This window comes from Mycobacterium sp. pW045, assembly GCF_041287085.1.
Taxonomy (GTDB): Bacteria; Actinomycetota; Actinomycetes; order Mycobacteriales; family Mycobacteriaceae; genus Mycobacterium; species Mycobacterium algericum_A.
Genome location: NZ_JBGGKU010000004.1, coordinates 1 through 12,583 on the forward strand (window position 1 = coordinate 1; position 12,583 = coordinate 12,583).

Annotated in this window: 15 protein-coding genes; 8 read left to right on the plus strand and 7 right to left on the minus strand. The window is 69.3% G+C overall.

What is annotated here, in order from left to right; genetic code table 11:
- The first annotated feature begins 325 nt into the window (after positions 1-325).
- The 3 genes from ACAG20_RS07105 to ACAG20_RS07115 are packed head-to-tail and all read left to right on the plus strand — an operon-like array spanning position 326 to position 2,664.
- Complete coding sequence (locus tag ACAG20_RS07105) at positions 326-1,165, plus strand: oxidoreductase (protein WP_370492085.1); 840 nt, start codon at positions 326-328, stop codon at positions 1,163-1,165.
- Positions 1,155-1,787, plus strand: coding sequence for a TetR/AcrR family transcriptional regulator (locus ACAG20_RS07110; protein ID WP_370492086.1), 633 nt, complete (start codon positions 1,155-1,157; stop codon positions 1,785-1,787). Before ACAG20_RS07105 ends, ACAG20_RS07110 begins: the two co-directional genes overlap by 11 nt.
- Before the next feature lie 19 nt (positions 1,788-1,806).
- Positions 1,807-2,664 carry a hypothetical protein gene (locus ACAG20_RS07115; RefSeq protein ID WP_370492087.1) on the plus strand — a complete coding sequence of 286 codons (858 nt, stop codon included), beginning with the start codon at positions 1,807-1,809 and terminating at the stop codon, positions 2,662-2,664.
- Here the strand turns inward: ACAG20_RS07115 and ACAG20_RS07120 are convergent.
- The 4 genes from ACAG20_RS07120 to ACAG20_RS07135 form a co-directional block, all read right to left on the minus strand.
- Complete coding sequence (locus ACAG20_RS07120; RefSeq protein WP_370492088.1) at positions 2,661-3,482, minus strand: family 16 glycosylhydrolase; 822 nt, start codon at positions 3,480-3,482, stop codon at positions 2,661-2,663. The two genes, ACAG20_RS07115 and ACAG20_RS07120, sit on opposite strands and share 4 nt — an antisense overlap.
- Before the next feature lie 48 nt (positions 3,483-3,530).
- The gene (locus tag ACAG20_RS07125) at positions 3,531-4,424 is read right to left on the minus strand and encodes a family 16 glycosylhydrolase (RefSeq protein WP_370492089.1); all 894 of its coding nucleotides are present in this window, start codon (positions 4,422-4,424) and stop codon (positions 3,531-3,533) included.
- A gap of 75 nt (positions 4,425-4,499) precedes the next feature.
- A complete protein-coding gene (locus ACAG20_RS07130) occupies positions 4,500-4,883 on the minus strand; it encodes a hypothetical protein (RefSeq protein WP_370492091.1) in 384 nt (127 codons plus the stop codon).
- 64 nt (positions 4,884-4,947) lie between these two features.
- Positions 4,948-5,802, minus strand: coding sequence for an oxygenase MpaB family protein (locus tag ACAG20_RS07135; protein ID WP_370492092.1), 855 nt, complete (start codon positions 5,800-5,802; stop codon positions 4,948-4,950).
- A 92-nt stretch (positions 5,803-5,894) separates the two neighbouring features.
- Here ACAG20_RS07135 and ACAG20_RS07140 point away from each other — a divergent pair, with 92 nt between their 5' ends.
- Entirely contained in the window at positions 5,895-6,536 is a 642-nt protein-coding gene (locus ACAG20_RS07140; RefSeq protein WP_370492093.1) for a helix-turn-helix domain-containing protein, read from the plus strand.
- A gap of 12 nt (positions 6,537-6,548) precedes the next feature.
- A complete protein-coding gene (locus ACAG20_RS07145; protein WP_370492094.1) occupies positions 6,549-6,950 on the plus strand; it encodes a hypothetical protein in 402 nt (133 codons plus the stop codon).
- A 402-nt stretch (positions 6,951-7,352) separates the two neighbouring features.
- Here the strand turns inward: ACAG20_RS07145 and ACAG20_RS07150 are convergent, their stop codons facing one another.
- Positions 7,353-8,579, minus strand: coding sequence for a hypothetical protein (locus tag ACAG20_RS07150; protein ID WP_370492095.1), 1,227 nt, complete (start codon positions 8,577-8,579; stop codon positions 7,353-7,355).
- Positions 8,580-8,618: 39 nt separating this feature from the next.
- Here ACAG20_RS07150 and ACAG20_RS07155 point away from each other — a divergent pair, with 39 nt between their 5' ends.
- The gene (locus tag ACAG20_RS07155; protein ID WP_370492096.1) at positions 8,619-9,245 is read left to right on the plus strand and encodes a TetR/AcrR family transcriptional regulator; all 627 of its coding nucleotides are present in this window, start codon (positions 8,619-8,621) and stop codon (positions 9,243-9,245) included.
- Here the strand turns inward: ACAG20_RS07155 and ACAG20_RS07160 are convergent, their stop codons facing one another.
- Together ACAG20_RS07160 and ACAG20_RS07165 are read right to left on the minus strand one after the other, a co-directional pair.
- Positions 9,246-10,502, minus strand: coding sequence for a PPE family protein (locus ACAG20_RS07160; RefSeq protein ID WP_370492097.1), 1,257 nt, complete (start codon positions 10,500-10,502; stop codon positions 9,246-9,248).
- A 12-nt stretch (positions 10,503-10,514) separates the two neighbouring features.
- Positions 10,515-11,681 (minus strand): PPE family protein, encoded by a 1,167-nt coding sequence (locus ACAG20_RS07165; protein ID WP_370492098.1) that lies wholly within the window; start codon positions 11,679-11,681, stop codon positions 10,515-10,517.
- Positions 11,682-11,938: 257 nt separating this feature from the next.
- On the opposite strand from ACAG20_RS07165, the gene ACAG20_RS07170 reads away from it, so the two are divergent.
- Both ACAG20_RS07170 and ACAG20_RS07175 read left to right on the plus strand, forming a co-directional pair.
- A complete protein-coding gene (locus ACAG20_RS07170; RefSeq protein ID WP_112688960.1) occupies positions 11,939-12,241 on the plus strand; it encodes a DUF732 domain-containing protein in 303 nt (100 codons plus the stop codon).
- A gap of 23 nt (positions 12,242-12,264) precedes the next feature.
- Positions 12,265-12,567 carry a DUF732 domain-containing protein gene (locus tag ACAG20_RS07175; protein ID WP_165825106.1) on the plus strand — a complete coding sequence of 101 codons (303 nt, stop codon included), beginning with the start codon at positions 12,265-12,267 and terminating at the stop codon, positions 12,565-12,567.
- Positions 12,568-12,583 lie beyond the last annotated feature (16 nt).

Sequence of the window (12,583 nt, forward strand, 5' to 3'; positions counted from 1 at the left end):
TCGACACCCGCTGACGGTGCGGCCTGAACCTATTCCGATGTCCTGAGACACGCCATTCCTATGTCCTGGAACCACACACCGTCATCGGCTCCACGTTTGGGCAGGTCGACGGACCGCAGTTGCGGCGGGCAGACGGCCGCTTCATACGGCCGGAATCTCAAGGGTTCGGAAACGCGACCTCGGCGGCACTCGCCTTCACGCGCCTCGACCGCGGATCGCCGTGGAGCTAAAGCGGCCTTCGGGTGGCTGGAAAATCAGCCCTTGCGCCCACCTTGGGCGCAGAACTAAACTAGCCGTACAGTTTAGTTCTAGAAAGGATGCTGACATGGGCGTTTGGTTCATCACCGGAGCTTCCCGGGGGTTCGGCTTGCAGATCGCCCGCGATCTACTCGACCGCGGCCATCAGGTCGTCGCGACCGCGCGCCAAGCGGCCGCCGTCACCGAGGCACTCGGCCCCCACGACAATCTGCTGGCCGTGGCGCTGGACGTCACCGATGAGGCGCAAGCCCGCCAGGCCGTGGCGGCGGCCATGGAGCGCTTCGGGCGCATCGATGTGCTGATCAACAACGCCGGCCGGGGGCTGCTCGGGGCGGTCGAGGAGGCCACCGATGCTGAGGTCCGTGCCGTCTACGAGACCAATGTGTTCGGCCTGCTGACCGTCACCCGCGCGGTCACGCCGGTGCTGCGGGCGCAGCGTTCCGGCACGATCGTCAACATCTCTTCGATCGGCGGCTTCGTCAGCTCCCCGGGCTGGGGCGTCTACGCGTCGACCAAGTTCGCCGTCGAAGCGATCTCCGAGGCGCTGCATGCCGAACTGCAACCGCTCGGCGTGCACGCGATGGTCGTGGAGCCCGGCTATTTCCGCACCGACTTCCTCGACTCGTCCAGCCTGCAGATCCAGCAGAACCTCATCGACGACTACGCCGACGGCCCCGCCGGCAAGATGCGCGTCACCGCCGGCGAACGCAACCACGACCAACCCGGCGACCCGGTCAAGGCGGCTGCGGCCATCATCGACGTGGTCGAATCCGAGCGGCCTCCGGTGCGTCTGCAGCTGGGCAACGACACCATCGCGGCGGTGGAGGCCAAGATCGCCCACGTGCAAGCTGAATTGGCCCAGTGGCGCAGCGTCTCGGAATCGACCGATTTCGACGTTGTCGCCTGACACCGGCGGTGCGTCCGGCGAGTACCGCTTCGCCCGGCCCACCGGCGCCCGCAGCGACCGCATCCACCAGGCCATCTTGGACGCGACGGCCGAACTGCTCGATGAGGGCGGTTACGCCGTCGCCACCGTTGATGCCATCGCGGCCCGGTCCGGAGCCAGCAAGGCCACGATCTATAAGCACTGGCCCTCCCGGACTGCGGTGGCAGCCGAGGCTTTCGGGCTGCTCATGGCCCAGGCTCTGCCGCTGCCGGACACCGGCAGCACCGGCGGTGACCTCGCGCAGCAGATGGTGCGGGTTTCGGCGTTCTATGCCAGCACCCGGGGCGAGGTGTTCGCACAGCTGCTCGCCGCCTGCGTCGAGGATGCGGCGGGCACAGCGTATTTCCGCGAGTACTTCCTGAAGGCTCGACGCGCGGCGATCACCGAGCTGTGGCAGCGAGGCGTCGCGCGCGGCGACGTGCACGCCGACATCGCGGTCGACGATGTCATCGATGTGCTGTTCGGGCCGCTGATCTTTCGGCGCATGACCGGTCACTGCCCGCTCACCGAGGAACACGCCCGCCGACTGGCCGTGGTCGCGCTGCACGGACTGCTGCCCCCGACCTTCCCCGGGGCCGGCTGACCAGACGACAATCACCGGTATGGGTCTCTTCCCGAAGCCGCACGCCACCCTCACCGATGCCGAGGTCGCCGACGCCCTCGGTCGCGCGGTGGCCGTCATCAACCCGCTGCTCGACCTGCTCGCGCAGTCCGATCCGATCGGGCTGCGCAAGCGCACGCGCCGGTTGCTCAGCCCGCCGCGCGGGCTGGCCGACCGGATTCGCCGGCGGCGGCTGAAGCGCCGCCGCCGCGAGGCCGGCCGCAAGCCCAGCAACGCCGACCGTGCCCTCAACGCCGGCGCGCGATTGATGAACGCCGCCGACCTGCCGGGCACCGCCGCCTGGGAACGGATGAGCCGCGATGAGCGCGTGCACTGGTGGGTGCACCGGGTCGGCGCACTGAACACCGTGGTGGTGGCCTCGCCGCGCGTCTTCGGGTGGCTGGCACGGGTGGTGCCGGTCGGCGAGTTGGCCGGATTCGTCAATCACGCCATCGTGCTGTGCGCGCTGGCCCGCGAGTACGGCGTCACCGACCGGCGCGAGCAGGTGCGGCTGCTCGCGGCGGTGCTGTGCCGGCGGGATCTTCCCGACGACCTCGACGTGCCGCCGCCGCCCGATCCCGAGCCGCTCCCCGAAACACCGCCGCCGGGCTGGCGGCCGCTGCAGACCGTCACCTCGTCGACCCCGGTGGTGATCACCCGGACCGTCTGGCAGCTGGCCGGGATCCTGCGGGCGACCTTCGAGGAAGCGGCCAAGCGCCCGCACCCGAAGAAGCTCTACCAGCGGCTCAGTCTGCTGCCCGGGATCGGGGCGATCGCCGGATATTTCGGCGAGCGCGGCGCGCTGTTCCGGGCGGCGCAAGACGGTGTGGCCTGGCTCGACCAGCACACCGCCGCTTAGAACACCCGTATCCAGTCGACCAGCATCTCCGCCGGGTAGTTGCCCGGGCCGGGGTCGCCGCCGCCCGAACCCGCGACGGCCAGATTCAGCACCGTGAACACCTGGTAGCCGGGATCATTGAAGGGCCAGTCGGCGATGGAGTTCGCCGGGACCGTGAAGTAGGGCGCGGCGCCGTCGACGTAGTCGCGCCAGAACCGGATGCCGTCGTCGTCCCATCGGCACCGCCAGGTGTGCCAGGCGCTGTCCAGCGCGATCTGCTGGGTGGCCCATTCGGCCCCGTTGGCTTTGGTGTGGACGGTGGTCGCCGAGGGCCAGTTGCCGTTGCCGTACCACTCCAGTACGTCGATCTCGCCGCGATCCTCGTTGCCCATCCACCAGGCGGGCCAGGCGCCGGGCGTCAGGCAGTTGAGCTTGATGCGGGCTTCCCAGGTGTGGCCGATACCGCCGGTCCACCGGCTCTGGACCTTGCCGCTGTAGTAGGTGTTGCCGTCTTTGGCGGCCCGCAGCACCAGGTTGGACTTGCCGTCGAGGAACACATTGCGGCGATCGTCGCGGTACTGCCCGACGTTTTCGGGCCGCTCCCAGAAGGTCGGGTCCTTCATGGATTCGCGGGCTCGCGCCACGATCCACTTCGCCGAATCCGGGGCGGAGCCGGCGGGGCCGTCGAACTCGTCACTGAACAGGTAGGTCTGGGCCGGCGCGGCGGGCAGCGGGCCCACCGGCGACGGCCGCGCCCACGCCTCCGGGATGCGCATCGCGGTGGCCAGCATCCCGATCCCGGTGGTCAGCATCAGGCTGCGTCGATTGATCTCGGGCATCTTCGAATGGTGCCATCGATCGGTGTCGGCGGCACGGCAGAACGCCGGCTAGAAGACGCGCACCCAGTCGATCAGCATGTCCGCCGGGTAGGACCCCTGCCGCGCGTCCCCGCCCCCGGAACCGCCGACCGCGAGGTTCAGGATCGGGAACACGGTGTAGCCCGGATCATTGAAGGGCCAGACGCGGACCGGTTCCTCGATGTCTTCGATGCCCACGGCCGGGACGGAAAAGTAGGGCTCCATCCCCTCGACGTAGTCCTGCCAGAAGTACATGCCGCTGGCGTTCCAGGTGACGCGCCAGGTGTGCCAGTTGCCGTCGACCGGGAACGCGAAGGTTTCGAACGCGGTGCCATAGGGGTTGGCGTGCACGGTGGTGCCGGACGGCCACTCGCCGTTGCCGTACCACTCCATCACGTCGATCTCGCCTTCGCGGCCCGGGTCGTCGTTGGACAACCACCACGCGGGCCAGCAGCCCGCGGTCTGGCAGTTCAGCTTGATCCGGGCTTCCCAGGTGGTTCCGATACCGCCACGCCAATTACCGTGCACCAGCCCCCCGAAGTAGGTGTTGCCCTCCTGGGTGGCACGGATGACCAGGTTGGACTTGCCGTCGAGGAAGACGTTCTGGCGGCTGTCGCGGTACTGGTAGAAGTACTCCGGCCGGTCCCAGCCGACCGGGCGGCGGATCGGGGTGCGGTGGTTGGAGATCGTCCACTTCGATCGGTCGGGCGCGGAACCGGCCGGGCCGTCGAACTCGTCGTGCCAGATGAAGCCGCCGGGCTTGGCTCCCGCGGCGGGCGCCGCCGGATCGGCCGGGGCGGCCGGTGGCTGCGTCGGGTCGCCGGGCGCCCCGGGAGGCGCCGGAACGGCTCTGGCCAGCGGGTTCGGGGCGGTGGCGGCGAGCGCCCCGGCACCCAGCATCAACATGACTTGGCGGCGGCTCATCTCAGGCACGGTGGCAATGTAACCCACGCCGGAACCGTCTCAAACCAGGCGTGCCCCGCCTGTCGGTGGGCTACGTCACTCGCTTTGGTCGGCACTGTCATCGAGCACACCGACCGCAATTCCATAGGGCAAAAACCGTACTTTTCGCTTGGGATCGGGGTTGCGTTGGCTGGCCCGCAGCGCGTCGATCTCGGTGGCGTAGACCTGCTCGACCCGGGCCGCGCCGTCGTCGCCGACGGTGTAGATGGCCCATACGCCGTCGCCGGTCTCGCCGGCGGTCGGCGGCCCGGACCGCGCCGCCTGGGCCAGATCGGCGAGAATCCCGCCCCAGCCCGCCCGGTTGCCCGTGCCGAGCGCGCCGGAGAACCGGTCGAATGCGGCGCGCAGCCCCTCGCCGGCCTCGCGCATCATCCGGTCCAGGTCCTCGGAATCGAATCCGAATGCACCGTCGTTGCTCATCGCCAACCCCTTCCGGCCCGTGTCACACCCCAGTGTGCCCGCGGCGGGCGGGATCCGGCCAGTGTCAGGCGGCGTCGACCCGGTCGCGCTCGTCGATCAGCCGCCGCCCGCTGCTCAGCCGGCGGCGCATCGCCCACAGGTAGTAGCGCGACGGCAACCAGCGGATCGGCCGCGGCACCAGCCGGTACACCGGCGGCAGCACCGCCATCAGCGCGTCGAACAGCTGCTGATCGCGCGGGCTCCAGGTCCAGTGCAGTTGCTCGCGGAGTTGCGGCGGCAGCAGGCCTCGGGTGATCCACCGGTTCAACGGCATACCGACCCGGATCAGCAGCGGCGAGTCGCCGCCGCGGAACAGCTCGTGGCAGAACGCCCGAACATGGTCGTCGATGGTCAGCTCGTCGAGCTTGCGCTGCCAGTACTGCTCGAACTCGGCGCGGGTCGGCGGCCACATCTCCGGCTTGACCTGCAGCGTGGTGCCGTAGACCGCTGACTGCTGATACAGCCGTTCGGCCGTGGCGTCGTCCATCGGGCCCAGGAAGCGCTCGTAGAGGTCTTGGCCGTTCTTATAGAGCGTGGCCGCCACCCACAGCTGCAGCTCGGGGTCGAAGCCGTTGTAGGGCACCGGGCCGTCCGGCTTCGACTTCACCGGCACGTGCGCCTGGTTGACCATCTTGGCCACGGCGCGCCGCTCCTCCTCGGTGCCCAGGGTGGTGACGTAGATGTAGGTCATGGTGGTGCGCAGCCGGTCCAGCGGCCGGGACAGCACCGTGGAGTGATCGGCGACGCCGTGCCCGACGCCGGGCTCGGCCAGCTGCAGCAGCACCGTCACGCCCGCGCCGAGGAACAGAAAACCCTCACCGACGTAGTCCGCCAGGTTCAGACCCCGGTCGACCGGTGGCTGGGAGTGCCGGATAGCCATGGCCGCATCCTCTCCACTATGCAACGATTCAACAATAATTGTTGCATCGTTTCGAGTGGTTGGCAATGTTGGCGGCGGTAGATTCGACCCCGATGGCCGCCAATCCGTTGTTTGCGCTGCTCGGGACGCCAGACGAGTCCGACGCCGATGCCCCCATCCTGCGGGCCGCGCTGGAACAGTTCGCCCTGACCGGGGTCCGGCGGACCAGTACCGACGACATCGCCCGCCGCGCCGGGATCAACCGGGCCACGCTCTACCGGCGACTGGGCGCCAAGAGCGATATCGTCGCGGCGGCGTTCCTGTATGAGGCCGGGCGGGTGCTGACGCAGATCGACTCCGGCACCGGCATGTTGGCCGACCATCCGGCCGACGCCGAGATCGACGACTACATCGTGCGGTTCTGCACCACCACCCTGGTCACGTTGCGCGACAACCGATTACTGCACCAGCTGCTCGAGGTGGACCGCGACGAGACGCTCCGAGCGCTGACGATCGGAGCCGGTGACGTGGTCGAGCTGGCCTCGGCGTTCCTCGCCGAGCGCATCCGGTTGGTGCGGGAGCGCTCCGGCGGCTCGACCGACGCAAGCGAGATCGCTTCGCTGTCAGCGGTGCTGGCCCGGCTGACCCAGTCGCTGCTGCTGACACCGGGCGGGCCGCCGCACTTGCACAGCCACGACGAGATCACGGCGTTCTCCGCCTCGGTGTTGGTTCCGCTGATCCGCGGGCGGGCTTAGTTCTCCGGAACGGTGATCGGTATCGGTATCGGCACCAAGGGGATTCGCAGGTACTCGGTCGTCATCGGCACGGTCGTGGTCGGCGGCACCGTGCTGCTCGGCGGCACGGTGGTGCTCGGTGGTGCGGTCGTGGTCGGGGGTGCCGTCGTGGTCGGGGGTGCCGTCGTCGTGGTGGGCGCGGTGGTGCTCGGCGGCGGAGTCGTGGTGGTGGGGGGCGCCGTGGTGGTGGTGCTCGGTGGGGCGGTGGTAGTCGGCGGCGGTGCCGGTGTGGTGGCCACCGGCGGCGGTGCCGGTACGGGCGTGCTGGGCGGCGGTGGCGGTAACGCGCTGGACGACGGGACCGGCACCACCACCACGGCGCTGGTCTCCGGCTGCACCGGCGCCTCGGTCTCCGAGCTGCCCGCCAGGCTGTAAAGCGCGCCGGCGATCGCGATCAGCGCCACCAGGATGCCGACACCGAGCGCATACCGCGGCCACCGCGCCGGGTGGCGACGGCCAGCAACCGGCGGGGGGACCGATGCGGCCGGACGACGCCCGGTGCCGGGCGCCGGGTCATAAGGGTCCTCGACGTAGGGCACCGGTTCGGCGCCGGCACTGCCGTCCTCCTGCGACCAGGCGTAGGCGTCCACGACACCGGAACCGGGGCCTGACGTCACCGTCGGCGCCAGCTGGGTCGCACCGATTGCGTCCGCTTCCCGGGTGACATCGTCGGCCTGCGGGTCGTACATATGCTGACTACCTTGGATCGACAGCGGCTAGGGTCGTGACCACGTTAGGGGCACGGCGAGGTGAGCCGCCACCGTCGAGACCATAGGGTTATACAACCGTTAGCGGCAACGACTTTCGGGTGCGGAACTGGAAGGTCGCACCGCCGCTGACCTTGGTCACCATCACCTCGGGCAATTCCTTGGCCTCGGTGTCGGTTTCGGTCAGTTGTGCCGTCCACTCGTCGTCGGACCCTTCGACGCTGACCCGCAGCAGCGGGTTGACCGCGGTCGCGATGGCCTGCAACGGGTTGACCGCGGCCGGCGAACACAGCGAAATCCAGGCACCGTCGTCGTGCGCAGCTGAGCGATGCACCGCGATCCGGTCCTCAGCGATCTCGGCGCGCACGTAGCCGGCCGGATTGAGCAACGGGTGCAACTCGAAGGTGCGCAGCGCCCCGGCGATGTCGTCGGAGAGCCGCATGGCGTTCTTGATGCGCATCGCGCCCAGCCCGGCCAGCCCGGTCAGCTGACGGCGGCCCACCGAGACCGCCAGCTCGTCGGTGTCGGCCCGCGCGCGCACCGCCAGCGCGAACGACAGGTACAGCAGGTGCATCTGCAGACACACCTCGTCGGCCATCCGGACCAGTGCCGAGTGGGAGAACGCGGTGAAGTCGACATCGGACAGCAGCGGCCCAGTGTAGTCCGACAGTCCCTCATCGGCCGGATCGATCTCACCGAGTTGCCAAGTGGCGGCGTTGGTTTCGCTGATCACCGCCAACGCGGGGATCGGCTGGGCGTCCGGATAGGACTCATCGATGATGACGGTCCAGCAGCAGTGCGGCTGCCGGTCGGCCGGGGTGCGGGGCGGCCGGTGCACCGGGCGGCACTGCGCCTTGACGTTGGTGGCCACCGCGGTGGCGTCGAACGTCGGGTCCTCGATGGTGTGGCACATGCCGAAGACGTAGTCCTCGCCCATCGGCTCGACGTCGAGCAACGCGCCGCAGCTGGCCAACTCGAATTCGCCATTCCAGCGGTCGTGGACGGTGAAGCGGAAGTCCATGAACTGCGGCGGTGAGCCGATGTCGAACTGCAGGCCCTTGAAGATGGTGGGCACATCGTCGCCGACGTAGCCCAGCGCCCGCTGCATGCGCTGGGTGTAGACCGGGCTCGAGCCCGCCCACTCCTCGATAGCGATCTGCAGCATCTCCTCGCGGCCGAACTCCTGGATGCACCAGGCCATCCCGGAGCGGTCGATCATGTGCCCGATCAGCAACAGTTCGGGTACCAGCACGGCCAACTCGTCGCGCGACAGCGACGCATACCTGGATTCGGTCACAGAAGAAAAAATAGATCGGACTATGTTATAAAGTCAACAATGGGTATTTCCGCTGGTACTGCCGCGTCTCCCGGTCCGACCCGGCGAACCACCGCGCCCCGCAAGCGGGGCGACGACACTCGTGCCCGCATCATCGAGGAGACGGTGCGCTGCATCACCGACGAGGGCTTCGGCGCGGCCACCGCCAAGCACGTCGCCGAACGGGCCGGGGTGACCTGGGGCGTCATCCAGTACCACTTCGGCGACCGCAACGGGCTGCTGATGGCCGTGGTCGACGACGGTGTCGCCCGGTTGCTGACGAGCCTGTCGGCGGTCGACGTCGGCGGACTGGAGCTGCGGCAGCGCATCGAGGCCGTCGTGGACACCGCGTGGCGCTGCTACGCCAGCCCGACCTCACTGGCGGCGTTCGAGATCCTGCGAGCCACCCGCGGCAGCCTCGGTGAGCAGTCCCGCGAGCACCTGCTGCAGATGAACGAAGCGATCAACCGGCTGGGCGTGCTGGTCTCTGATGACCCGGCGGATTCCGGTGTGGTCGAGGTGATCTGGGCGTCGCTGCGGGGAATCGTGTTGGCACAGATGATCGTCGGCGGCGAATTCGACTGGCAAACCGAACGGCGGGCGCTGATCGAGATGGTCAGCCACTACTTGGAACGCGAGCGCCGATAACTACGCGGACTGGTCCGAAGGCCCGGTGCGCCAATGGGTCGGCAGCGGCTGGCCCTCCCGCGGTCGGTTGTGATAGGCCCAGGATGACGCCAACCAGCCGTTGCCGTTGGTCAGCGTGGTGACCGGCTGGCCGTCCTGCTCTTCGTTCTTCTTGCCCGTCTTCTGGCCGCGAGCACCGCTGGTGTCGGTCATTGCGCCCTGGCCGGCTGTCGTTCCCATCAGCGCCTCTTGGAACGCCGTGCCCGGCGGCAAAGCGCTCACGGCCGGCAATCGGGTCTCGGCAGCGGCCAGGGTGAACGCGGTCGGCCGCAGTTGCGGTGCCGCGCTGGCCCATCTCGGCGGTACCGACAGTCGCCCGACCGGGACCGCCCGGCCCATGCCGGCACCGACGGCCGGCGTGGTCGACGACGACAGCACACCGCGCGGGCCCAGCCCTTCGAAGGTCAACGCACCCTCGACGCCACCGCGCACGAACAGCAGCCGTCCCCAGCCGGCGCCGTTCGACACCACGGTGTACATGCTGGAGTCGAAGCTGATCCCGCTGGCGGCGACGCTGGTATAGGGCGTCAGCGGATTCAGCAGGTCGGCCAGCGACTCCGACGACGTACCCGACGTCCCGGTCGATGTCGACAGCTGTTGCAGCACGCCGTGTATCGCGCCGTTGAGGTGTGCCTGAACACTGGTCCCGGCCGCATGTGAGGCCGCAGCTGACTGGACGCCCGGACCGGCCGGGTTGGTGGTGCGCGGCGGCTGGTCCACGGCCGGCAGGGCGCTGGCCGGCGTAGCAACGGCTGCATACCCGTACATCGCGACGGCGTCCTGCGCCCACATCTCGCCGTAGTGCGCCTCGGTCGCGGCGATGGCCGGAGTGTTCTGGCCCAGGAAGTTGGTGGCGACCAGCGCCGCGAGCAACGCCCGATTGGCGGCCACCTCGCCCGGCGGCACGGTCGCGGCAAACGCGGCCTCGTAGGCCGCCACCACAGTCTTGGCCTGGATGGCGGTCTGCTCGGCCTTGACGGAGCTCGCCTGCAGCCACGCCACGTAGGGCATCGCCGCCTTGACCATCGCCGCCGATGCCGGCCCGGACCATTCGTGGCCGGTCAGGCTGGCGATCACCTCCGCATACCCGACGGCAGCCAACTCCAGGTCGGCGGCAAGGGCATCCCAGGCCGAGGCCGCCGCGAGCATCGGCGCCGCACCGGGGCCGGTGTACATCCGCCCGGAATTCACCTCCGGGGGGAGCAGCGCGAAATCCATGCCGGCTCCCACTCAGCCCGCGGCCGGCGGTCGGGGCACGACCGTGCGTCGATTCGAAACGGCGCGAGACGTCGCCGCGCCCAGGCCGCGACCCGCGAGCGTGCCGAGCATGGTCTCGCCGAATGCCGTTCCGGGCAGGCCGCCGGCAACGGCCGCCGGCACCCCCGGGGGCGGCAGGGCCGCCGCGGCCGGGCCGACGGCTGAAGCCGGCGTGGCCGGCATCGCCCAGCCGTGCGGCACCGACAATCCCCCGATCCGCAACGCGCTGCCCGCACTCGCCGACAGCCCGGCACCCAAGCCGCCGCCACCACCCAAACCGCCACCGCCCAGGCCCAGCCCGCCCAGACCCAGACCGGCCGGCCCGATCATCGGCGGGTTGAGGATTTCGCCCAAGCCGCCCGGGTTCTCGGCTGTGAAGGCGGCCAGGCCGATGCCGTTGTTGATATTGCTGAGCATGTTCGCGGTGCCCGACCAACCCGTCATGGTGGCGCTCATGCCCTGCGTTGCCAGCCCGGTGAACGGCGAGAACTGTCCGATGATCGACGTCACCGAGGTGAGCAGACCCGACACCCCGTCGGTGGCGCCGCTACCGGCGGCCGTGGCGCCGGCCTGGGTCACCGCCGCGGACTGAGCGGCCTGCCCGGAGGCGTTGGTCGTCGGTGGCGGCTGACCGAATGCGGTCAGCGTCGACGCGGCCGCCGAGGAACTCGCGTAGCGGTACATCGCGGCGGCGTCCTGGGCCCACATCTCGGCGTATTGGCGTTCTGCCTCACCAATCGCCGGGGAGTTCTGCCCGAAGAAGTTGGTGGCGACCAGTTCATTGAGCAGGACACGGTTGGCCGCGATCACCGCCGGGGGCACCACTGCCGCGAGCGCCGTCGCATACGCCTGTGCGGCGGCCGCGGCCTGTCGGGCCGTCTGTTCCGCCTGCGCGCCGGTGCCGCGCAGCCACGTCGCGTATGGCTGGGCCGCAGCAGCCATCGCGGTCGCGGCCGGGCCGGTCCACGGGCCGGCGGCCAACCCCGACGTCACCGAGTCGTATCCGGCTGCGGCGGTGTGCAGTTCGGCGGCCAATTGCTCCCACTCCGCCGCGGCGGTCAGCAATGATCCGGACCCGGGCCCTGCGTAGATGCGACCGGAGTTGATCTCCGGCGGCAGAACACTGTAGTCCAGGTACATCACAGCCCCCTAGCAGCTAACCCACAGTTCGTCTGTAGTTCTCCGGGAAGTCATCCGGCGATGAGGAAACGCCGCCGAAGTGAACTGGGGGTTACAGCCAGGTGGTCAGCACAGTGGCGCGTCGATGAAATCTGCGGCGCGCCGGCCGACCGGTCGCCGCCGAGGTGGCGCCGACGCAGATCAGACGATTGGTGTTCACTCGCTATTCACGTCATGGCAGGCGGTGATTAATCCCGTGCCGCGATGCTTTCAACACTGTGAAACACGCACGATGGATTCTGACCGCGATCAGCGCCGCCGCGCTGGTCGGGTTCGGCGCGCCGGCACACGCCGACAGCGATCCCGATGTCGCATTCCTCAGCGCGATCGACCAGGCGGGCATCGAATACACCGACCCGCAGGAGGCGGTGGCCGTCGGCCGCGAGGTCTGTGACTACCTGCACGCCGGTCACCAGACGGACGGCGCCGCGCGCGCACTGCGGATCTCCAACCGCGGCTTGTCGGTGAAAAACGCCGCGCGATTCGTGATAGCCGCGCGAACTTCGTACTGCCCCAACTGACTAACCGGCCGACGGAGGACATGATGAGGGCTCGCAAAACCACGGTGGCGGTATTCGCGATGGCAGGTCTGATGGGCCTCGCCGCCCCGGCCGCCGCCGAACCCGGCGACGCCGGTTTCCTCGGCGCACTCGACCAGATGGGCATCTCCTACCCGAACCCGGCCGACGCGGTGGCCGGCGGTCAGGCGGTATGCCGGTACATCGCCGAGGGACACAGCGTCAATCAGGCGGCCAAGGGCGTCAAGAACGCCAATCCGAGCCTGACCCTGACCAAGGCGTCGCAATTCGTCGGTATCGCTCGGGCCAGCTACTGCACTGACGCTTAAGGACCGTCACCGGCGC